Annotated in this window: 21 protein-coding genes, 4 tRNA genes and 1 pseudogene; 17 read left to right on the top strand and 9 right to left on the bottom strand. The window is 65.8% G+C overall.

Annotated elements, in window-relative coordinates; genetic code table 11:
• Window positions 1–149: pseudogene (locus tag F3J14_RS35815) on the bottom strand (DUF2946 domain-containing protein); the annotation flags it as partial.
• A gap of 197 nt (window positions 150–346) precedes the next feature.
• Here F3J14_RS35815 and F3J14_RS25280 point away from each other — a divergent pair.
• Together F3J14_RS25280 and F3J14_RS25285 are read left to right on the top strand one after the other, a co-directional pair.
• Window positions 347–493: a hypothetical protein gene (locus F3J14_RS25280; RefSeq protein WP_006756195.1), complete on the top strand. Its 147-nt coding sequence runs from the start codon at window positions 347–349 to the stop codon at window positions 491–493.
• A gap of 220 nt (window positions 494–713) precedes the next feature.
• A complete protein-coding gene (locus F3J14_RS25285) occupies window positions 714–1307 on the top strand; it encodes a chorismate mutase (protein ID WP_166725306.1) in 594 nt (197 codons plus the stop codon).
• Between the two features lie 36 nt (window positions 1308–1343).
• Here the strand turns inward: F3J14_RS25285 and F3J14_RS25290 are convergent, their stop codons facing one another.
• Window positions 1344–2471 (bottom strand): exonuclease domain-containing protein, encoded by a 1128-nt coding sequence (locus F3J14_RS25290; RefSeq protein ID WP_166725307.1) that lies wholly within the window; start codon window positions 2469–2471, stop codon window positions 1344–1346.
• A gap of 161 nt (window positions 2472–2632) precedes the next feature.
• Entirely contained in the window at window positions 2633–2836 is a 204-nt protein-coding gene (locus tag F3J14_RS25295; protein WP_006750857.1) for a cold-shock protein, read from the bottom strand.
• A 391-nt stretch (window positions 2837–3227) separates the two neighbouring features.
• On the opposite strand from F3J14_RS25295, the gene F3J14_RS25300 reads away from it, so the two are divergent.
• Both F3J14_RS25300 and F3J14_RS25305 read left to right on the top strand, forming a co-directional pair.
• Window positions 3228–3491 (top strand): hypothetical protein, encoded by a 264-nt coding sequence (locus F3J14_RS25300; RefSeq protein ID WP_006750856.1) that lies wholly within the window; start codon window positions 3228–3230, stop codon window positions 3489–3491.
• Window positions 3492–3991: 500 nt separating this feature from the next.
• Window positions 3992–5134, top strand: coding sequence for a porin (locus F3J14_RS25305; protein WP_166725308.1), 1143 nt, complete (start codon window positions 3992–3994; stop codon window positions 5132–5134).
• Window positions 5135–5242: 108 nt separating this feature from the next.
• Here F3J14_RS25305 and greB read toward each other — a convergent pair whose 3' ends face one another.
• Complete coding sequence (gene greB, locus F3J14_RS25310; RefSeq protein WP_166725309.1) at window positions 5243–5806, bottom strand: transcription elongation factor GreB; 564 nt, start codon at window positions 5804–5806, stop codon at window positions 5243–5245.
• 130 nt (window positions 5807–5936) lie between these two features.
• Between greB and F3J14_RS25315 the strand changes: the two genes are divergently transcribed.
• The 3 genes from F3J14_RS25315 to F3J14_RS25325 all read left to right on the top strand — a co-directional run bounded on the left by F3J14_RS25315 (window position 5937) and on the right by F3J14_RS25325 (window position 6295).
• Window positions 5937–6013, top strand: a tRNA-Arg gene (locus F3J14_RS25315).
• Window positions 6014–6080: 67 nt separating this feature from the next.
• Window positions 6081–6157 (top strand) — tRNA-Arg (locus tag F3J14_RS25320).
• 61 nt (window positions 6158–6218) lie between these two features.
• A tRNA-Arg gene (locus tag F3J14_RS25325) sits at window positions 6219–6295 on the top strand.
• Between the two features lie 185 nt (window positions 6296–6480).
• Here F3J14_RS25325 and F3J14_RS25330 read toward each other — a convergent pair.
• The 4 genes from F3J14_RS25330 to F3J14_RS25345 all read right to left on the bottom strand — a co-directional run bounded on the left by F3J14_RS25330 (window position 6481) and on the right by F3J14_RS25345 (window position 10867).
• A complete protein-coding gene (locus F3J14_RS25330) occupies window positions 6481–8847 on the bottom strand; it encodes a bifunctional (p)ppGpp synthetase/guanosine-3',5'-bis(diphosphate) 3'-pyrophosphohydrolase (protein WP_006750852.1) in 2367 nt (788 codons plus the stop codon).
• A 63-nt stretch (window positions 8848–8910) separates the two neighbouring features.
• A complete protein-coding gene (gene rpoZ / locus F3J14_RS25335; RefSeq protein WP_006756189.1) occupies window positions 8911–9114 on the bottom strand; it encodes a DNA-directed RNA polymerase subunit omega in 204 nt (67 codons plus the stop codon).
• Between the two features lie 58 nt (window positions 9115–9172).
• Window positions 9173–9856 carry a guanylate kinase gene (gene gmk, locus F3J14_RS25340; RefSeq protein ID WP_006750850.1) on the bottom strand — a complete coding sequence of 228 codons (684 nt, stop codon included), beginning with the start codon at window positions 9854–9856 and terminating at the stop codon, window positions 9173–9175.
• Between the two features lie 87 nt (window positions 9857–9943).
• On the bottom strand, window positions 9944–10867 hold the full coding sequence (locus tag F3J14_RS25345) for a YicC/YloC family endoribonuclease (protein WP_011656223.1): 924 nt from the start codon (window positions 10865–10867) through the stop codon (window positions 9944–9946).
• Window positions 10868–11041: 174 nt separating this feature from the next.
• Between F3J14_RS25345 and rph the strand changes: the two genes are divergently transcribed.
• From rph to F3J14_RS25390, 9 genes are all read left to right on the top strand, one after another.
• Window positions 11042–11782, top strand: coding sequence for a ribonuclease PH (gene rph, locus F3J14_RS25350; RefSeq protein WP_166725310.1), 741 nt, complete (start codon window positions 11042–11044; stop codon window positions 11780–11782).
• Window positions 11775–12404 (top strand): RdgB/HAM1 family non-canonical purine NTP pyrophosphatase, encoded by a 630-nt coding sequence (gene rdgB / locus F3J14_RS25355; RefSeq protein ID WP_166725311.1) that lies wholly within the window; start codon window positions 11775–11777, stop codon window positions 12402–12404. The genes rph and rdgB overlap by 8 nt, the downstream gene beginning before the upstream one ends.
• A 34-nt stretch (window positions 12405–12438) precedes the next feature.
• Entirely contained in the window at window positions 12439–13653 is a 1215-nt protein-coding gene (gene hemW, locus F3J14_RS25360; protein WP_166725312.1) for a radical SAM family heme chaperone HemW, read from the top strand.
• A 42-nt stretch (window positions 13654–13695) separates the two neighbouring features.
• A tRNA-Ser gene (locus F3J14_RS25365) sits at window positions 13696–13783 on the top strand.
• Window positions 13784–13934: 151 nt separating this feature from the next.
• On the top strand, window positions 13935–14336 hold the full coding sequence (locus F3J14_RS25370; protein WP_166725313.1) for a hypothetical protein: 402 nt from the start codon (window positions 13935–13937) through the stop codon (window positions 14334–14336).
• A 157-nt stretch (window positions 14337–14493) separates the two neighbouring features.
• Entirely contained in the window at window positions 14494–14787 is a 294-nt protein-coding gene (locus F3J14_RS25375) for a hypothetical protein (protein WP_166725314.1), read from the top strand.
• A gap of 222 nt (window positions 14788–15009) precedes the next feature.
• Window positions 15010–15498 (top strand): energy transducer TonB, encoded by a 489-nt coding sequence (locus F3J14_RS25380; protein WP_247682285.1) that lies wholly within the window; start codon window positions 15010–15012, stop codon window positions 15496–15498.
• 295 nt (window positions 15499–15793) lie between these two features.
• Window positions 15794–17104, top strand: a complete 1311-nt coding sequence (locus F3J14_RS25385; RefSeq protein ID WP_166725315.1) for an MFS transporter — start codon at window positions 15794–15796, stop codon at window positions 17102–17104.
• Window positions 17105–17208: 104 nt separating this feature from the next.
• Window positions 17209–17388, top strand: coding sequence for a hypothetical protein (locus F3J14_RS25390; protein WP_105830982.1), 180 nt, complete (start codon window positions 17209–17211; stop codon window positions 17386–17388).
• 49 nt (window positions 17389–17437) lie between these two features.
• Here F3J14_RS25390 and waaC read toward each other — a convergent pair whose 3' ends face one another.
• The gene (gene waaC, locus F3J14_RS25395) at window positions 17438–18436 is read right to left on the bottom strand and encodes a lipopolysaccharide heptosyltransferase I (RefSeq protein WP_166725316.1); all 999 of its coding nucleotides are present in this window, start codon (window positions 18434–18436) and stop codon (window positions 17438–17440) included.
• Between the two features lie 170 nt (window positions 18437–18606).
• On the opposite strand from waaC, the gene F3J14_RS25400 reads away from it, so the two are divergent.
• Window positions 18607–19959, top strand: a 1353-nt coding sequence (locus tag F3J14_RS25400; protein WP_166725317.1) for a chloride channel protein, incomplete at its 3' end; no start/stop codon positions are given.

Below are 19959 nucleotides of genomic sequence, written 5' to 3' on the forward strand. Positions count from 1 at the left end.
TCCTGGCGAGCGCCTGCCGCGCTGCACAGCTCGAGCGTGAGCTCGCCGGAACCGCTCGACGCGAGACGCGCGTAGCCGATGACGGGCGACAGTACGTTCAGTACCAGCGCCAGCCATACGAGGCCGATCCATCGCGTCGTCCGTTTCATCGCGGTCCAGGAAAAAGTGCGCGCAAGTATAACAAGCGCCCGACGGTTGCCGATCGAGCCGGATGCAATAGCCGGCATCGCACGACGCGCCGCAGCGCATGTGCCGTTAATACAACAGAGACAAAATCTAACGATTCGCCACTGGCATAAATCCAAGCGCGAGGTTGATAATTATTGGACCTGCTGGAGAAACGACCATGGACGAAAGACCAACTCGCATGCCCCCGCCCGAGCAAGTGATGAGCCCGGATCCGGAACCCGTCGGCGTGGAATTCCTCGCCGAATTGCCCGACCACGTCCGGGCATTCTTCGACGAGCAGCACAAGCTGTACTCGCCGAAGTGAACCTACGTTCGGTTCTGTAACCGCCACGTGTCGATCGATATCGTGCGGTTCATCGCTGCGTTTTCGGCGCAGATCGCTTCGCACCCGGGCTGCAACGGCCTGATGGTGCCGGGTCAGCGCGTCCGCTGATTCTTCTGTCGCGTCGTTTCGCCGCGCGACTGTCTTCGTCTATCCTTCTGGTTTTCCACCTCCGGCCCGCCCGGCTCTCCCGATCGTTCCGATGAAACAAGCCATTCGTGCCAGCGTCGCTGTCGCCGCGCTCGGCGTCGCCCTTTTGTCGTCGCCGCCCGTCGCGCGCGCGGACGGCGACGACACCGCGCTCACCAACCTCGTCGCGCTCGCGTCGCAGCGGATCGCGCTTGCCGAACCCGTCGCCCGCTGGAAATGGGCGAACCACAAGGCGATCGAGGACCAGCCGCGCGAAGCGGAACTGCTCGCATCGGTGGAGAAGCGCGCCGCACAGGTGGGGGTGGATCCGGCGTTCGCACGTACGTTCTTCGAGGATCAGATCGCCGCGAGCAAGGACGTGCAGAACGCGCTCTTTGCCACCTGGCGCGCGACACAGCCGCCCGAAGGCACGCCGCCCGACCTCGCGACCAGCACGCGGCCGGCGCTCGACCAGCTCACGCAAAAGATGCTGGCCGGCCTCGCACGGATCGCGCCGCTGCGCGACGCGCCCGATTGCCAGGCGCGGCTCGCCCGCAGCATCGCGAACTGGAAGACGCTCACCCGCTACGACGCCAGCCGGACGCAGGCGCTCGGCACGGCGCTGTCGCACGTCTGCTCGGCCGGCGGCGCCAGCGCGATCGGCTGACGACGCGCGGCCACCGTGCGCCGCGGCACGCGGCGCTCAGTCGGCAGGCGTGAGCGCCGCGAGCGGAATCAGTTGCAGGCCGCGCGCGAGATGGGTCTGCAGCAGGCGATGGGTATGGGGTTCGTACGCACCGTCCGGGCCGTCGGCCACGAGCCGCACGGCCGCGTCGAGTGATTCGGCCGCACCGAGATAGCGCCACCCGTCGATCACGTGAAACAGGCGGCGCTCGCCGCACGCTTCGAACGCGACCGCGCCGTCGAACGGCCAGCACGCATTGCCCGCACGGGCCTTATCGGCCGCGGGACGCCGGTTGTGCGACGGACGCAGGCGGGCGATCCACTGCGCTTCGGCGAGCATCGCCCCCAGCTCGTTGCCGGTCTCCCGCCATTCGACTCGCCGCACCTGCTGCGCGAGCCGCATTTCCTTCGACGAGCGCCGCTCGCCGGTCAGCAACGCGCGCAAGCGCTGCCGCACCCGCACACTGCGCCCGACGTAAAGGGCTTCGTCGCCCTCCCCGAACAGCGCGTACGCACCGCATCCGGCGGGCGCGGTATCAAGCCACGCTTCGGTCATGCCCCCCGCGAGACGGAAGTGGCGCGTCGTAAGCGCAATCTGGTCGCGCAGACGCTCGAGCGGCACGATCTCGTGCAACTGACGCCAGAACTGCCAAAGGAGGTCGGCATCCGCGAGCGCCCGGTGGCGGGCCGCGGGCACGAGGCTATGCCGCTCGATCAGCGCATCGAGTCCGTGCCGCGCCTCGCGCGGAAACAGCGCGCGCGACAGCCGCACCGTACACAGCACGTCCGGATTGAACGCGATGCCGGCTCGTTCGAATTCGGCGCGCAGAAAGCCGCGGTCGAAGCTCGCGTTGTGCGCGACGAACAGCTTGCCGTCGAGCCGCTCGAACAGCGCGGGCGCGAGCGACGCGAACGACGGCGCATCGCGCACCATTTCGTCCGAAATGCCGGTCAGTTGCTGGATGAACGGCGGAATCGACTGTCCCGGGTTGACCAGCGTCGTCCATGTCGATACGCCGAGCGGGCCGATTTCCACCACGCCGATTTCGGTGATGCGGTGCTCGGCGGACGAGCCACCGGTGGTTTCAAGGTCGACGAAGACGAGCGGCTGCTCGCAGGCGGAATCGGACGGACAGGAATCGGACATGAAAAATGCAGGGAAACGGTGCTTTCGTGAGTATGCACCGGCATGCACGCTCACGACCAGTCCGAACCGGAAACGATTCGCCGGTGGCCGGTTTTCATGCCCCAAAAAGCAAAAAGCCCCCGCGATGCGGGGGCCGGACGTGATCGGCAGTGCGTGGCGCGTCAGACCGCCTGGATATTCGCTGCCTGCTTGCCTTTCGGCCCGAGTTTCACCTCAAAGGAAACACGCTGGTTTTCCTTCAGCGTTTTGAAGCCGTCCATCCGGATTTCGGAAAAGTGCGCAAACAAATCTTCGCCGCCATTGTCTGACGTAATAAAGCCGAAACCTTTAGCATCGTTAAACCATTTTACGATACCGGTATCCATACCTTTCTTCCCCACTCGTTTAGATCAAAAAAGCTACTGATATAGCCGCCTCCCGAAATCCCGCAACGGCGCGCCGATACCCACCCCCAGCGCTCCGCCCGGGGACGGAGTGCTCACTTTATAAATTGGACAATCCGGGTGCGTCAAGAAAATTTTTGATGCGTTCTTTATCAAAAAAACGTCAATACCACTGGAATCGGTACACCATCGTCTTTTATTAATTGATTCGCATCAAAAACCTGTCAATATTACCGGGATCGGGTCCCCAATAATCAATACAGTGAAAAACCTACCGAGAAAAATCGGGTCGGTAAAATCCTCGGGTTTTTTCGGGTTGCGAAAAGCGGGGGACGTTGCGATGCTGGTGCCGAGCAATGGAAGGAGAAGGGTCATGTGGCTGGATGGAATCAAGCGCTTCGCGAGCCGGCTCGCACGCGCACGCCGCAAGTCCCGCGCGCTGGCCGAGCCCCGTGAAGCGCCGTGCGATACCGAGTTCGATCCGAACTGGCACGGCGATCATTGGCAGAACCTGCTGGCGTCGCCGCTGGACGCCCGTCACTACGTGATGGAAGACTGGACCTATACGCCGCTGCCTGCCGAAGCCGACGACACGCCGCCGGCCGCCAAGCGCAAGCGGCGCTCGTACACGCAGTAGGGATCGGGGAAGACGGGCAAAAAAAAAGCGCGACTGGGAAGTCGCGCCGACAAAGGTTTGGAGATCTTTTCCGTCAACGAAAAAGTCTGCTTCGGAAAGCAGAGATCGCAGTATAGCGAGAGAACATCCTTTCATTATCCATGCTCCACACAAACCTCTATTGCCGATGTGTCAATAATCGCGCTAGGCCTACCCTCGCCTGCCACTGAGCGCCTGTCGCGATCGCGCAACAGCTAGTACGCAGTCCTGAGTAGTATTTCCGCCGGCTGCACCGCCGCAAAGCCTTGATGGCCGCGGCTCTCGGCACATGCGGCTATTCTTGCGCGATTCAAAATACAGTATTGCAGGATGCGGTTTTCGTCCCCACCCGGACCGATCCGTACACTACAAATGGTTTTCCGACGAGGGTGCCGCGCCCCACGCGCACGGTGTCGCTGACCCGCGACGCCGCCGATGCCCACAGCAGGTTCGATCGACATCATCCTGTTTGGAGACAGATCATGAAAAAGACCCTGATCGTCGCCGCATTGGCGGGCGTGGCTGCCACAGCCGCCCATGCGCAAAGCAGCGTCACGCTGTACGGCCTGATCGATGCCGGCATCACCTACACGAACAACCAGCACGGTCACAGCGCGTGGCAGGAGACGAGCGGCTCGATCAACGGCAGCCGGTGGGGCCTGCGCGGCACCGAGGATCTCGGCGGCGGACTGAAGGCGATCTTCACGCTGGAAAACGGCTTCGGCATCAACAACGGTTCACTGAAGCAGAACGGCCGCGAGTTCGGCCGACAGGCGTTTGTTGGGCTCGCGCACAACAGCTACGGCTCGCTCACGCTCGGCCGCCAATACGACAGCGTGGTCGACTTCGTCGGCCCGCTGTCCTTGACTGGCACCCAGTACGGCGGCACGCAGTTCGCGCACCCGTTCGACAACGACAACCTGAACAACTCGTTCCGGATCAACAACTCGGTCAAGTACCAGAGCGCGAACTACGGCGGCCTGAAGTTCGGCGGCCTGTACGGCTTCTCGAATTCCACCGGTTTCGCGAACAATCGCGCCTACAGCGTTGGCGCGTCGTACAGTTACATGGGTTTCAACGTCGCGGCCGCGTACATGCAGCTCAACAACAACATCAACGCGCTGGCGCTCGCGGCCAGCGACCCCGGCGCGGTGGCCGGCGACTGGACCTTCGCGGCCAGCCGGCAGCGCACCTGGGGCGCGGGCCTCAACTACACGTTCGGGCCCGCGACGGCCGGCTTCGTGTTCACGCAGACGCGCCTGACCAATTCGGCTGGGATCAGCCCCGGGCAGTCCGGCGTGTCGAGCGGCATCCCGCTCACCGGCGGCACGCGCTTCAATAATTACGAGGTGAACGGCCGCTACGCGCTGACGCCGGCGTTCTCGCTCGCCGGCTCGTACACGTACACCGACAGCCGTCTCGACGGCCAGACGCCGAGCTGGCACCAGTTCAACCTGCAGGCCGACTATGCGCTGTCGAAGCGCACCGACCTGTACCTGCAGAGTGAATACCAGCGGGTCAATTCCAGTGGGCTGGCGATCGGCGCGAATATCAACGGACTCGGCACCGCGTCGTCGACGAACAAGCAGATCGCCGTCACGGCCGGCATGCGCCACCGCTTCTGAGCGATACGGTGGGCCCCGGCCGGTCGACCGGGACCGTCATGACGAAGCGCCCCGCCCGGGGCGCTTGTTCGTTTCAGCGCGGCGTGGCGCGGATGCGTCGCTTCACGCTCACGCGTTGCCCGCTGCCGGATAGCGAACGTCGAGCACGTCGATTGGCTGCGGACCGGCCGGCGTCATCAGCGTGACGGTATCGCCGATCTTCGCCTTGATGAGCGCCCGCGCGACCGGCGAGATCCAGCTGACGCAACCGTGATCGAGATCGACCTCGTCGATCCCGACGATCGTGATGGTGTGATCCTCGCCGTCCGGCGTCGCATAATCGACGGTCGCGCCAAAGAACACCTGGTCGACGTTCTCCTGCCGGCTCGCGTCGACGACTTCGGCGAGATCGAGCCGCTTCGTCAGGAAACGGATCCGGCGGTCGATCTCGCGCAGCCGCCGCTTGCCGTAGATGTAGTCGCCGTTCTCCGACCGGTCGCCGTTCGACGCGGCCCACGACACGAGGCGCACGACCTCGGGACGCTCGACGTCGATCAGGTTCAGGAGCTCGTCTCTGAGCCGCTTGTGGCCGGCCGGCGTGATGTAGTTCTTCGTGCCCGCCGGGATCGCGGGTTGACTCGGGTCGAGATCGTCGTCGTCGCCGTCCGACTCTTTGACAAACGCCTTGTTCATGATGCGGATTCAAAACCTGGATGATCGATGCTTCAAGGGTACACGAAGGCGGCCGCACAATATCGTGCGACATATTTTGCGGATAAGGCTTCCCTTTTTATACGACTCTGCTATACTTCCGCTTCTGCGTGCGGCTGTAGCTCAGTTGGATAGAGTACTTGGCTACGAACCAAGGGGTCGTGGGTTCGAATCCTGCCAGCCGCGCCACCTTTTTCGAGGGCCTTCCGAACCGAAGGCCCTTTCAGTTCAAAGTAGTAGTATTTTGTTTTTGCGTGCGGCTGTAGCTCAGTTGGATAGAGTACTTGGCTACGAACCAAGGGGTCGTGGGTTCGAATCCTGCCAGCCGCGCCACCTTTTTGGGGGCCTTCCCATCGCAGAAGGTTCCGACAGTTGAAGTAGTACCGCTTTGCGTGCGGCTGTAGCTCAGTTGGATAGAGTACTTGGCTACGAACCAAGGGGTCGTGGGTTCGAATCCTGCCAGCCGCGCCACCTTAGAAGGGCCTTCCTCCGGGAAGGCCCTTTTTTCTTTTCCACTCCCCTCCACACTTCCCGGCGATCAGCGCTCCCGCTCGACTCGAGCCGGTTCGCCAGCGCACAACGCCACCTGGCCCGCGTCACCAATGAAAACGGCGGCCCGTGGCCGCCGTCGTATCCCGCTCAGGCAACGCGTCGCGTCAGTAATCCTGTCGTTCGCGCTCGATACGCATGCCGCCGTCGTGACGCGCATGCACGCTGTCGTCGGTCGAGCGCTCGCGCATGATCCGCATCACGTCCGGATTGGTCCGCACGCGCCGCATCACGTTCGCCAGGTGCACGCGATCGCTGACCTGGATCACGAAGCGCAGCACCGTCGATTCGTGCGTCAGATCCTCGTCCATGGCGATGTGGACGATGTTCGCGTCGGCCGACGTGATGTCCGCCGCCACGCGCGCGAAGATGCCCTTCGTGTTCTTCACGAGCGCCTTCACCGCGACGTCGAACAAACGGCCCGGCTGCGGCGCCCATTCGACGTCGATCCAGCGGCCCGGATCGCGGCGATGGATGCGCTGCGCGACACGGCAATCGGTCGTATGAATCGCCATCCCGAGGCCGATGCCGATATAGCCCATGATCGCATCGCCCGGAATCGGCCGGCAGCATGCCGACAGCTGCACGGACATCCCTTCGGTGCCGGTAATGACGACCGGCGGCGCATTGTGCGCGGGATGCCGCTCGGACTTCGGCAGATCGTCGTCCGCATCGCGGCCGCTCGTCAGCACCTCGATGCGCTTGGCCATCACCGCGGCGACGCGGCGGCCGAGGCCGATGTCCGCGAAGATTTCCTGGCGACTCTTGTTGCCCGTCCACTGCACGAGCTTCTCCCACACTTCCGGCGCCACGTCGGCCAGCGCAAGCCCGTAACCCTTCAGGCTCTGGTCGACGAGCCGCTCGCCGAGCTGCACCGACTCGTTCAGGCGCATCGTCTTCAGGTAGTGGCGAATCGCCGAGCGTGCCTTGCCGGTGCGCACGAAACCGAGCCACGCGGGGTTCGGCTTCGAATACGGCGCGGTGATCACCTCGACGATGTCGCCGCTCTTCAGCTCGGTACGCAGCGGCAGCAACTCGTTGTTGATCTTCACGGCCACGCACTGGTTGCCGAGATCGCTGTGGATCGAATACGCGAAATCGAGCGCCGTCGCGCCGCGCGGCAGCGCCATGATCCTCGACTTCGGCGTGAACACGTAGACCGCATCCGGGAACAGGTCGATCTTCACGTGCTCGAGGAATTCGCTCGAATCGCCGGCTTCGCTCTGGATGTCGAGCAGCGACTTCAGCCACTGGTGCGCGCGCTTCTGCACGTCGTTCAGATCGGCGCCGCCGTTCTTGTACAGCCAGTGCGCGGCCACGCCGGCCTCGGCGATCTCGTGCATCTTGCGCGTGCGCACCTGGAACTCGATCGGCGCGCCGAACGGGCCAACGAGCGTCGTGTGCAGCGACTGATAGCCGTTGATCTTCGGGATCGCGATGTAGTCCTTGAACTTGCCGGGCACGGGCTTGTACAGCGCGTGCAGCGCGCCGATGCACGTGTAGCAGTCGAGCGGGCTATCGACCACGACGCGAAAGCCGTACACGTCGAGCACCTGCGAGAACGACAGCTGCTTGTCGCGCATCTTGCGGTAGATGCTGTAGATCGTCTTTTCGCGGCCGGTGATCTCGGCGTCGATCTTCGCGTCGGTCATCGCGCGCTGCGCGGACTCGAGGATCTTGCTGATCACTTCGCGGCGGTTGCCGCGCGCGGCCTTCACAGCCTTCTCGAGCGTCGCGTAGCGATGCGGGTTGAAATTCGCGAAGCTCATGTCCTGCAGCTCGCGATACGTATTGTTCAACCCGAGACGGTGCGCGATCGGCGCATAGATGTCGAGCGTCTCGCGTGCGACGCGGCGGCGCTTTTCCATCGGCACCGCGCCGAGCGTACGCATGTTGTGCAGACGGTCGGCGAGCTTGACGAGAATGACGCGCACGTCGCGTGCCATCGCGAGCAGCATCTTGCGGAAGTTTTCCGCCTGCGCTTCCTCGCGGCTGCGGAACTCCATCTTGTCGAGCTTCGACAGGCCGTCGACCAGTTCGGCGACCTTCGGGCCGAAGCGTTCGGCCAGCTCGCTCTTGGTCACGCCCTGGTCTTCCATCACGTCGTGCAGGAGCGCTGCCATCACGGCTTGCGCGTCGAGCTTCCAGCCGGCGCAGATTTCCGCGACGGCGACGGGATGGGTGATGTAGGGTTCGCCGCTCTGGCGATATTGACCGAGGTGGGCTTCGTCACTGAAGTGGAACGCCGCCTTGACCTCTTTGATTTCTTCCGGAGGGAGATACTCGGCAAGCACCGCCGTCAGTTTCGCGATCGAAACGACACCGTGCTTGCGCGGCTGCTCCGGAGTGGCGGTCGGCCCGAACAGATGCCGGAAGGACTGTTCGAGGACCGCGTCGATGTACTGGCGCGCAGGCGACCGGGCCGTGGCTTCGGTAGTCGAATCCGCGGAGGCGGACGATGGGGTGGTGCTCATATTCGCCTCCAGGTCGAGTCGTTGCGCGCGTGGATTACATGGCTGGAACGGGCCGGATGCGCGTTACACCGGCACCTTCTTCAACATCTCGACGCCGACGTGACCGGAAGCGATCTCGCGCAGCGCGACGACGGTCGGCTTGTCGCGGCTCTCGATCTTCGGCGTATGGCCTTGCGCGAGCTGCCGCGCGCGGTAGGTGGCGGCGAGCGCCAGTTCGAAGCGGTTGGGGATTTGCTTCAGGCAGTCTTCGACAGTAATGCGAGCCATGTTGGTAATTCCTTCTGAATATAGTCCTTATTCTACCTTATGTCCCTCTACCCTCGCGTCATTCCGCGTGGGGCAGATGGATGCCGAGCTCGATGAACAGCTCCGTGTGTCGCGCGTACTGCGAAGCAAAGCGCAGGCGCGTTGCCGTGACGATGCATTCGAGCTCGGCCAGCGCACGATCGAAATTCTCGTTGATCACGACGTATTCCGCCTCGGATGCGTGCGCCATCTCGCTGCCCGCGGCGAGCAGGCGTCGCGTGATCACGTTCGGCTCGTCCTGCCCGCGCTTCTTCAGGCGCTCCTCGAGCGCATCGAGCGACGGCGGCAGAATGAAGATGCCGACCGCGTTGCGGAACTGCTTCTTCACTTGCTGCGCGCCCTGCCAGTCGATCTCGAGCAGCACGTCATGGCCGTTCATCATCTGCTCTTCGATCCAGACGCGCGACGTGCCGTAGTAGTTGCCGTGCACTTCCGCGCTCTCGAGGAATTCGTGCGCGGCGTGGCGCGCGCGGAAATCCTCGACGGTCGTGAAGTGATAGTGCTGGCCGTCCTGCTCGCCGGGGCGCGGCTTGCGGGTCGTGTACGAAATCGACAGGCAGATGTCGCTGTCCTTCGACAGCAGCGCGTTCACGAGCGTCGACTTGCCGGCGCCCGACGGCGCGATGACCATGAACAGGTTGCCGGGATAGACGCCGCCGTGCAGCGCATGCGACGCGTGGCCGTCGCGGGTGAATTCGGTCATGTCAGCCTCCGCCGTGCCGCCCCAATAAGACTCACCGCCCCCTCAAGGGGCAGCGAACGTAGTGAGCATGGGGGTTGTTTCATCTCTTTACTCCAGGTTTTGCACTTGCTCGCGCATTTGCTCGATCAACAGCTTGAGCGCCATCGATGCGTCGGCCAGTTCCTTCGCCGCCGCCTTCGAGCCGAGCGTGTTTGCTTCGCGATTCAGTTCCTGCATCATGAAGTCGAGACGCTTGCCGACGCGGCCGCCCTTCTCGATCACGTGACGCGTTTCGTTCAGGTGCGCGGTGAGTCGCGACAGCTCTTCCGCGATATCGATCCGGATGCCGTACATCGTCACTTCCTGACGAATGCGTTCCGCGGCTTCCTCGCGCGTGACGATCGCGGCGCTGCCTTCGGGCGCCGCGAGGCCGAGCGCTTCCTGCAGCCGCTCGACGATCTTCTGCTGATGCTTCGCGATCAGCTCCGGCACGAGCGGCGTGATGCGCGCGACGATCGCTTCCATTTCGGTGACGTTCGACAGCAGCATCGTCGCCAGTTGCGCACCTTCGCGCGAACGCACGACGACGAGTTCGCCGATCGCTTCCTTGCCGCACGCGAGCACCGCTTCGCGGATCGCATCCGCCGACACGCCGCTCTCGGCGAGCACGCCGGGCCAGCGCAGGATCTCGCCCGCGCGCAGGCGGCCGACACCCGGGAACGCATCGAGCACCGAGCGCTCGAGCTCGGCGAGCTGGCCGAGCGCCGACTGGTTCAGCGCGCCCGCGCCGATGCTCTGCTCGCCGCGCTGCAGGTTGATGCGCACGTCGACCTTGCCGCGCGACAGCTTGTTCATCAGCATTTCGCGCAGCGCGGATTCGCACGCACGCACGTCGTCCGGCATGCGGAAATTCAGGTCGAGGAAGCGCGAGTTCACGGTGCGCAGTTCGACCGACACGCTGGTGCCGCCGTTGCCGGTGGCCGTCGCGAGTTCGCGCGTCGCGCTCGCATAGCCCGTCATGCTGTAGATCATGGTTCGTCTCGCCGTCTGGGTGCCCTTGCGGGCGGGAATATGTCGAGGCGCCCGGCGCATTGCAAGGCGCGGGGCGGGAAGCGCGCATTATCCCATTTTTGCACCCTACCCCGCCGGGCAACGCTGCCGTTCGGCGCTAAAATCGGGGTTTCCTCTCCCGTCCACGATTCCCCCATGACGTCTTCCCTGTCCCGCCCGAGCGGCCGTCGCGCCGACGAACTGCGCAAGGTCGCCCTCACGCGCCACTACACGAAACACGCCGAAGGCTCGGTCCTGGTCGAATTCGGCGACACCAAGGTGATCTGCACCGCGAGCGTCGCCGAACGCGTGCCCGAATTCCTGCGCGATCGCGGCCAGGGCTGGCTGACGGCCGAATACGGGATGCTGCCGCGTGCGACCCACACGCGCAGCGACCGTGAAGCCGCACGCGGCAAGCAGACGGGCCGTACGCAGGAAATTCAGCGCCTGATCGGCCGCGCGCTGCGCGCGGTGTTCGATCTCGAGGCGCTCGGCCCGCGCACGATCCACATCGACTGCGACGTGATCCAGGCCGACGGCGGCACGCGCACGGCGAGCATCACCGGCGCATTCGTCGCCGCGCACGACGCCGTGTCGAAGCTGATCGCGGCCGGCAAGCTCGCGCGCTCGCCGATCACCGATCATGTCGCCGCGATCTCGGTCGGCGTGTACGAAGGCACGCCATTGCTCGACCTCGACTACGCGGAAGATTCGCGTTGCGACACCGACATGAACGTCGTGATGACGGGCGCCGGCGGCTTCGTCGAAGTCCAGGGCACCGCCGAAGGCGTGCCGTTCTCGCGCGCCGAGATGAATGCGCTGCTCGACCTCGCGCAAAGCGGAATCGGCCAGCTCGTGCAGTTGCAGAAGGACGTGCTGGGCGCCGGCCATGTCTGACGATCGCACCCTCGCGCCGCTGTCGCGCATCGTGCTCGCGTCGAACAACGCCGGCAAGCTGCGCGAATTCACCGCGCTGTTCTCGACGGTGGGCATCGAGATCGTGCCGCAGGGCGACCTGGCCGTGCCCGAGGCGGAAGAACCGTTCGGCACGTTCATCGAGAATGCGCTGACGAAAGCGCGGCATGCGTCGCGGCTCACCGGCCTGCCGGCGATCGCCGACGATTCCGGCCTGTGCGTGCGCGCCCTGCGCGGCGCACCGGGCGTCTATTCGGCGCGCTACGCGCAGCGCGCGGGTCGCGCCCCGGGCGACGCGGCGAACAATGCGTACCTCGTCGAGCAGTTGCGCGGCGTCGACGACCGGCGCGCATACTATTGCTGCGTGCTTGCGCTGGTGCGCCACGCGGACGATCCCGAACCGCTGTTCGCCGAAGGTCGCTGGGTGGGCGAGATCGTCGACACGCCGCGCGGCGAGCACGGATTCGGCTACGACCCGTATTTCCACCTGCCGTCGCTCGGCGCGACGGCGGCCGAACTCGAGCCGGCCGTGAAGAACACGCACAGCCATCGCGCGCTCGCGCTGAAGGCGCTGCTCGCGCGGCTCGCAGAGGAACCCGCATGATCGTCTTCGTCACGCATTCGCAGCCGGAGGCCGCATGAGCCAGGCGGCGGAAACCGGCGCGCGCGTCGTCGCGACGTTCACGTCGCCCGGGCAGGTGCGGCTCACGTCGCTGCCGCCGCTCGCGCTGTACGTGCATTTTCCGTGGTGCGTGCGCAAGTGCCCGTACTGCGATTTCAACTCGCACGAGTGGAAAGGCGAGCGCTTTCCGGAAGCCGAATATCTCGACGCGCTGCGTGCCGATCTCGAACAGGCGCTGCCGCTCGTCTGGGGCCGGCAGGTGCATACGGTGTTCATCGGCGGCGGCACGCCGAGCCTGCTGTCCGCAGGCGGGCTCGACCGGCTGCTGTCCGACGTGCGCGCGCTGCTGCCGCTCGATGCGGACGCCGAGATCACGCTCGAGGCGAACCCGGGCACGTTCGAGGCCGCGAAGTTCGCGCAGTTTCGCGCGAGCGGCGTGAACCGCCTGTCGGTCGGCATCCAGAGCTTCAACGAAGGCCATCTGAAAGCGCTCGGCCGCATTCACGACACCGCGCAGGCGCGCGCGGCCGTCGAGATCGCCGCGAAGACGTTCGACAACTTCAACCTCGACCTGATGTTCGCGCTGCCGAACCAGACGCTCGACGAATGCCGGACCGACATCGAGACCGCGCTGTCGTATGCGCCGCCGCATCTGTCGCTGTATCACCTGACGCTCGAGCCGAACACGATGTTCGCGAAGTTTCCGCCCGCGGTGCCCGACGACGACGCGTCGGCCGACATGCAGGAATGGATTCACGAACGCACGGCCGAGGCGGGTTACGGTCGCTACGAAGTGTCCGCGTACGCGAAGCCGAATCATCAGTGCAAGCACAACCTGAACTACTGGCGCTTCGGCGACTATCTCGGGATCGGCGCGGGCGCGCACACCAAGCTGTCGTTCCCGAACCGGATCCTGCGGCAGGCGCGCTACAAGCATCCGGCGACCTTCATCGAACAGGCGATGGCCGGCACACCGGTGCAGGAAGAGCGTGAAGTCGGCCCGCGCGACCTGCCGTTCGAGTTCATGCTGAACACGCTGCGGCTCGTCGAGGGCTTTCCCGTGCACAGCTTCGTCGAACGCACCGGCCTGCCGATCAGCACGATCGAGCCCGCGCTGAAGGAAGCGGAGCGGCGCGGGCTGATCACGCGCGATTTCGCGCAGATCGCGCCGACGCCGCTCGGCCAGCGTTTCCTCAACGACCTGCAGGAATTGTTCCTGCGCGACGACTGAAGCGGAACGAGGCGGCATTTCGGTTACAATGCCGCCTCGTGTGGAAGCGTGGCCGAGCGGTTTAAGGCACCGGTCTTGAAAACCGGCGACGGGAAACTGTCCGTGAGTTCGAATCTCACCGCTTCCGCCAAGCGTTCGCCAAACCCCGTCCATTCTTCGAATGACGGGGTTTTTGTTTGTCCGCCGCGCGCCGCGCGCGATGCCCGCCCCGCGTGCCGACACGTCCCGCCGGATGCCGTTACAATCCGGCGCTCCGATTCGCGAAACGGGAAACCCACGTCATGAAGCCCTTCATCGCCTCGTCGCTCGTCGCCCTGCTGGCCGCTGTCAGCACGCACGCAGCAGCAGCCGATTCCGCCTCCGGCGCCGACGCGCAAACGCCGTCGTGCGCGATCGCGTACGTGAAGGGCGTCGGCGGCTCGCCGCGCGGCCTGCGCGAATATCTCGCGAGCCCGACGCCGTACAACTACCTGAAGGAAAACGAGATCCAGTGCAAGGTGTCGGATGACGGGCGCGCGTCGAACTGCACCGGCGTGACGTATATCCGCAATGAGCAGGTCAGCGTGTACGACGATTCCGACCCGGCGACGCTGACGGTCGTCGCGCCGGTGGAACTCGATCATGGTCAGAAGTATCCCGTGATCCTCGTCGTGCAGCGCAAGGACGCGCGCTGCTCGCGGTAACGCGCGACCCGGCACGCTCGACGTCGCCGCAGGCCATGCGCACAAGCCTCACGGGCCGCGCCGCCATCGCCTAGAATTCGATCAGCACGGCGACACGACCGCCGCCGCGACTCGATGCCACCCGCGCCATCCATGCGAGCGGCACACGGAGACCGCCATGACCGAACTGTCGACAGCGACGGATCACGTCGATTACGAAGGCTTCGAGATCCACGTCGTGCCGGGCCTCGCCCCCGGCAGCGACACGCGTTACACCTACACCGGCTATGTCTGCCATCCTGGCGTGAATCCCGCGCTGCCCGATCATGCGGTGCCCTTCCACGCGGACGGCGAGGAAAGCTACGCGAGCGTCGACGAAGCGGTTCGGGAGGCCGTGCACATCGGCAAGAGCATCATCGACGGCACGCATCCGGACCTGTCCGTTCTGTCGCTCGTGACGCACGGCTACTGAGCCGGGCCCGCCGCGTTCATCGCCGCCGCTGCGCGCGACTCGCGTGCGCACAACGTGCGCCCGCACCGTCACATGTCACGTCACATCGCGACACCGGCGGGTCGCCGCTCGCCATCATCTGCGAATCGCTGCGTCGCGGCGCGCGCCTTATGCGTTTCTCCCGATAACGCGTCGTGCACGGGCGTCTATCATTTTTTTATCGTCACCCTCCGGCACTTTCCCATGCCCTCTCTTCCCTGCCCTCGCGTCGACCGGCCGCGCGTTGTCGCGCTGGTCGCCGCCATGATGCTTGCCGCCTGCACCATCACGCCGCCGCCGTCGGTGCACTCGGTCGTGACCATCCCGTCGATCACGCGCAGCGGGAATCTCGCCCAGTACCGCGTGGAAGTCGCGCGGTGCGTCGCCGAGCACAATCCGTCCGCCGTGTCGCGCGGGCCGCAGGCGATGCTGCGCTCGCTCGTCGTCGTCGCGTTCACCGTCGATCGCAGCGGCCGCCTCGTCAACGCATCCGTCTATCGCAGCAACGGCGACAGCGAAGCGGAAGCGCTCGCGCTCGCGTCGCTGCGCCGCTCGGCCCCGCTGCCGGCACCGCCGTCGAAACTGCTGGACGGCAATGGTCGGATCGAGATGATGGAAGGCTGGCTGTTCAACGACGACGGCCGCTTCCAGTTGCAAAGCACCGCGTCGGCGCAGGCGCAATCGCTCGACTGAGCCCGCGCCCGTCCGTGATTGCCGCTATGTCGCGGCGCTGGCTATAATTTTCCGCAATCGCGCGGCCATCCTCCCGCGCGCGCGTTCGTACGCCGCACCCGGCATGCGAGCCGACCATGCCGGCACCGGGCGGCGGCGACCTATCCGTCTCCATCGTCGACCGGCGGGCGACGTCCGCGCCACGGCGCGCGTCCACACCGCTACCGCATCATCCGCTCGGCGGCTCTCCCGGCAGGCGCCCGCCTGCCCGAGCGCACGCCCAGCCGACCGCCCCCACGACAAAACGGAGACATCCATGTCCGCATCTCCCCCGGCCGTTGCACACGCAACCGGTTCGGCCGGCGCCGTCAGCCACCGGCGCATCGTGTTCGCGAGCTTCATCGGCACCGCGATCGAGTTCTACGACTTCTACGTGTACGCGACCGCCGCGGCGCTCGTCATCGGTCCCGTGTTCTTTCCGCATGGCTCCGCGACCGCACAGGCGCTGTCTGCCTTCGTCACGTTCGGCATCGCGTTCATCGCACGGCCGATCGGCTCGTTCCTGTTCGGCCACTTCGGCGACCGCATCGGCCGCAAATCGACGCTCGTCGCGTCGCTGCTCGTCATGGGCGTGTCCACCACCGCGATCGGCTTCGTGCCCGGCTACGACACGATCGGCGCGCTCGCGCCGGTGCTGCTGTGCGTGCTGCGCTTCGGTCAGGGGATCGGCCTCGGCGGCGAATGGGGCGGCGCGGCGCTGCTCGCGACCGAGCACGCGCCGCAAGGCAAGCGCGGCTGGTTCGGGATGTTCCCGCAACTGGGCCCGTCGGTCGGCTTCCTGATGTCGAACGGGCTGTTCTTCGCGCTCGCGCTGTCGCTGTCCGACGACCAATTCCGCAGCTGGGGCTGGCGCATCCCGTTCCTCGTCAGCGCGGTGCTCGTCGCGCTCGGCCTGTACGTGCGGCTGAAGATCACCGAGACGCCGGCGTTCCAGGCCACGCTCGATCGCAACGAGCGCGTGCGCGTGCCGGTCGCGACGCTCGTCTCGCAACACTGGCGGCCGACGCTGCTCGGCGCGCTCGCGATGGTGGTCTGCTACACGTTGTTCTATATCTCGACGGTGTTCTCGCTGTCGTACGGCGTGTCGACGCTGCATATTCCGCGCCAGAGCTTCCTTGGCCTGCTGTGCTTCGCGGTGGTGTTCATGGGGCTCGCGACGCCGCTGTCGGCATGGGCGTCGGACCGCTTCGGGCGCAAGCCGGTGCTGGCCGTCGGCGCGATCGCCGCGCTGCTGTCCGGCTTCGCGATGGAACCGCTGCTCGGCAGCGGTTCGATGCCGCTCGTCGCCCTGTTCCTGACGCTCGAGCTCTTTCTGATGGGCGTGACGTTCGCGCCGATGGGCGCGCTGCTCCCCGAGCTGTTCCCGACCAACGTCCGCTATACGGGCGCGGGCGTCGCGTACAACCTCGGCGGGATCCTCGGCGCGTCGATCGCGCCGTACATCGCGCAGCTGCTCGCCGCGCATGGCGGACTGTCGTGGGTCGGCGGGTACGTGTCGGTCGCGGCGGCAATCAGCCTGATCGGCGTGCTGCTGATGCGCGAAACCCGCAACACATCGCTCGTCTGAGCCTCCGGGGCGCACCGGGTTGTGCGGCGGGCGGCGCTGCCTATACTCGACCGTGGGTGCGCCGCTGCGCGCCCACGGGATCCCTCCCCGAAGGAGCCGCCGCGATGAACATCCGCCTCGACAACGCCGACCTCATCCTGATCCTGGCGCTCGCGCTGGGTGGCGCCCTGCTGCTCGCGGCGCGCTTCCGGCCGAAAACCTGGCGCGGACTGCTGTTCGACGCGCTGCTCGCCAACCTGGCGGCCATCGCCGCGGTGGTCGCGTTCGAAGCGCTGCTCGCCTGAACCGACTGGCTTCGCTTCCGCGCGGCCGGTTCACGCGAATCGCGTTCCCCTAGGCCGTCAGTTGCGCGGGCAGTGCGGCATAGGCCGGGCCGACCGTATCGATCGCATCGAGTGCCTGCGCAACCGACGGCGGCGCGCCCGGCTCGCCGATCGACAGGGCATTCGGTGCACCGCCGATCCCGCAATGGTGGCGCGACGTCCCGACGAAAATCATTACGGTCGGCCGCTGCAGCGCGTGCGCCATGTGCACGAACCCCGTATCGACCCCCACCACGAGCGCGGCCCGGCCGATGGCCGCGCCGAGTTCGCGCACCGACATCGCCGGCAGCACGATCGCGCCCGGCGCGCGCGCGGCAATGTCCTGCGCGTCGTCATATTCGGCGGGCGACCCCCACGGCAACAGCACGCGCACGCCGCGCGCCATTATCCGGGTGGCCAGCGCGGCCCAGTGGTCGGCCGGCCATTTCTTGTCTGGATTGGAAGTCGCGTGAAACAGCAGCATGAACGGCGCGCCGTCGGTCACGGCGGGCGGCAGGCTCACATCCTGCGGCGGGACGATTCCATACGTGGCGATGCCTTCGGGCACATAGCCCAGCGCCTCGCCGGCGCTCACGCGCATCCCGTGCCATGCGTCGCAGTCCGGCCTGGGGCCGAAGCGATGCGAATACGCAAAACGGGCGCCCGTCTCGCCGAGATCCTGCGTCTGGTAGCCGACGCGGCGCGCGGCGCGCGCGAGTACCGAGATGATCGCGCTCTTGTAGACGCCGTGCAGATCGATGACCGCATCGTAGCGGTGCGCGCGCAGCGCGCCGATCGACGCAGAGATCGCCTTCAGGTCGCCGCCGTTGCGCAGCTTCTTGAACCGCCGCAGCGGCGCGCCAAGCACCTTGCTCACGCCCGGGTGCCAGCGCACGACCTCCGCGCATGATTCGTCGACGGCCCAGTCGACCGCCACGCCCGGAAAGGCGCGATGGAGGTCCGCGACGACGGGCAGCGTCTGGACGACGTCGCCGAGCGACGTCACTTTCACGATGAGGATGCGTTTCACGTTCTTTGTGGGAAATATCGGACCATTGCGCCATGCTAACGACGCGGGGAGGGTACAAACATTACACCGGCATTACATTTGCAACAAAATGCATCGCTTTTGTGAAGGTTTGTCGAGCCCTGCATCCGGTTCTTTTTATAATGCATTTTTGCCCCTCCGGCACGCCGCCGATGCAACGCTCCACCCTTCCCACCCTGTTTCCCGCCCTCACCCGCCGCTCGCTGCGGATCTGGCGCCAGTACGGTGTATTTTGGCTCGGCGCGATCGCCGTGGGTCTCGCGGCCGTGCTGTACGCGCGGCTGATCGACTGGGGCTACGACACGTTCCGCACGCTGCGAGAGCACGCCGCATGGCTGCCGCTGCTGCTCACGCCGTCGATCGCCGCAGCATCCGTGTGGATGACGCGCCGCTTCTTTCGCGGCGCGGAGGGCAGCGGGATCCCGCAGGTCATCGCGACACTGCATGCGAGCCCGGGCACGTTCGGCGCGCGGTTGCTCACGCTGCGCATCCTGTTCGGCAAGGTCCTGATCTCGTTCCTGGGGATCCTCGGCGGCTTCACGATCGGCCGCGAAGGCCCGACCGTGCAGGTCGGCGCGGCGCTGATGTTCAACCTGCGGCGCTTCTACCCGCGCTCGAACGCGCAGATCGAGCGGCAGCTCGTGCTCGCCGGCGCGGCGGCCGGCCTGTCGGCCGCGTTCAATACGCCGCTCGCCGGGATCGTGTTCGCGATCGAGGAACTGACCCGCAGCTTCTCCGCGCGCGCAAGCGGCGTGCTGATCACCGCAATCATCCTCGCCGGTGTCGTCGCATTGGGCCTGAACGGCAATTACACGTACTTCGGCACGATCGACGCCGGTCAGCATTTCCCAAAAATGCTCGCCGTCGCCGTGCTCGTCACCGCGCTCGTGACCGGCGTCGCGGGCGGCCTCTTCAGCTGGCTGCTGCTCAATACCGGGCGCTGGCTGCCCGCGCGCCTGCTCAGCCTGTATCGCGAGCGCCCGATCACGTTCGCGGCGGTGTGCGGCTTCGTGATCGCCGTCGTCGGCATCGTGTCCGGCGGGACGACGTTCGGCAGCGGCTATGCCGAGGCACGCGGCCTGCTCGACGGCCATGAACAGCTGTCGGTGTTCTATCCGTTCCTGAAGATGGTGTCGATGGTCGCGTCGTACCTGCCGGGCATCCCGGGCGGGATCTTCGCGCCGTCGCTGTCGATCGGCGCCGGGTTCGGCAACGTGCTGCACATCGCGTTCAGCCACATGAGCCTGCCGATGCTGATCGCGCTGGCGATGGTCGGCTACCTCGCGGCGGTCACGCAGTCGCCGATCACGTCGTTCGTGATCGTGATGGAGATGATCAACGGCCACGCGCTCGTGATTTCGCTGATGGCGACCGCGCTGGTGTCGAGCCGCATGGCGCGCTTCTTCGCGCCGCCGCTCTACGAAACGCTCGCGCAGCGCTATCTCGCGCCGCCTGCGGCAGCCGTTGAACCCGCCCGCGCACCGGCGCGGGCGGCGGCAACCGGC

Origin of the sequence: Burkholderia sp. Tr-862 (genome assembly GCF_011753085.1) — a bacterium.
In the GTDB taxonomy this organism is placed as follows: domain Bacteria; phylum Pseudomonadota; class Gammaproteobacteria; order Burkholderiales; family Burkholderiaceae; genus Burkholderia; species Burkholderia ambifaria.

Bases quoted from the DNA above. Each gene is read 5' to 3' on its own strand.
- F3J14_RS25380 (WP_247682285.1), top strand. From the start codon at position 15,010: ATGCCCTCTCTTCCCTGCCCTCGCGTCGACCGGCCGCGCGTTGTCGCG.
- F3J14_RS25390 (WP_105830982.1), top strand. From the start codon at position 17,209: ATGAACATCCGCCTCGACAACGCCGACCTCATCCTGATCCTGGCGCTC.
- greB (WP_166725309.1), bottom strand. From the start codon at position 5,806: ATGAACAAGGCGTTTGTCAAAGAGTCGGACGGCGACGACGACGATCTC.
- rdgB (WP_166725311.1), top strand. From the start codon at position 11,775: ATGTCTGACGATCGCACCCTCGCGCCGCTGTCGCGCATCGTGCTCGCG.
- F3J14_RS25290 (WP_166725307.1), bottom strand. From the start codon at position 2,471: ATGTCCGATTCCTGTCCGTCCGATTCCGCCTGCGAGCAGCCGCTCGTC.
- F3J14_RS25375 (WP_166725314.1), top strand. From the start codon at position 14,494: ATGACCGAACTGTCGACAGCGACGGATCACGTCGATTACGAAGGCTTC.
- F3J14_RS25295 (WP_006750857.1), bottom strand. From the start codon at position 2,836: ATGGATACCGGTATCGTAAAATGGTTTAACGATGCTAAAGGTTTCGGC.
- F3J14_RS25385 (WP_166725315.1), top strand. From the start codon at position 15,794: ATGTCCGCATCTCCCCCGGCCGTTGCACACGCAACCGGTTCGGCCGGC.
- F3J14_RS25305 (WP_166725308.1), top strand. From the start codon at position 3,992: ATGAAAAAGACCCTGATCGTCGCCGCATTGGCGGGCGTGGCTGCCACA.
- gmk (WP_006750850.1), bottom strand. From the start codon at position 9,856: ATGACCGAATTCACCCGCGACGGCCACGCGTCGCATGCGCTGCACGGC.
- rpoZ (WP_006756189.1), bottom strand. From the start codon at position 9,114: ATGGCTCGCATTACTGTCGAAGACTGCCTGAAGCAAATCCCCAACCGC.
- F3J14_RS25280 (WP_006756195.1), top strand. From the start codon at position 347: ATGGACGAAAGACCAACTCGCATGCCCCCGCCCGAGCAAGTGATGAGC.
- rph (WP_166725310.1), top strand. From the start codon at position 11,042: ATGACGTCTTCCCTGTCCCGCCCGAGCGGCCGTCGCGCCGACGAACTG.
- hemW (WP_166725312.1), top strand. From the start codon at position 12,439: ATGAGCCAGGCGGCGGAAACCGGCGCGCGCGTCGTCGCGACGTTCACG.
- F3J14_RS25300 (WP_006750856.1), top strand. From the start codon at position 3,228: ATGTGGCTGGATGGAATCAAGCGCTTCGCGAGCCGGCTCGCACGCGCA.
- F3J14_RS25345 (WP_011656223.1), bottom strand. From the start codon at position 10,867: ATGATCTACAGCATGACGGGCTATGCGAGCGCGACGCGCGAACTCGCG.
- F3J14_RS25370 (WP_166725313.1), top strand. From the start codon at position 13,935: ATGAAGCCCTTCATCGCCTCGTCGCTCGTCGCCCTGCTGGCCGCTGTC.
- F3J14_RS25330 (WP_006750852.1), bottom strand. From the start codon at position 8,847: ATGAGCACCACCCCATCGTCCGCCTCCGCGGATTCGACTACCGAAGCC.
- F3J14_RS25285 (WP_166725306.1), top strand. From the start codon at position 714: ATGAAACAAGCCATTCGTGCCAGCGTCGCTGTCGCCGCGCTCGGCGTC.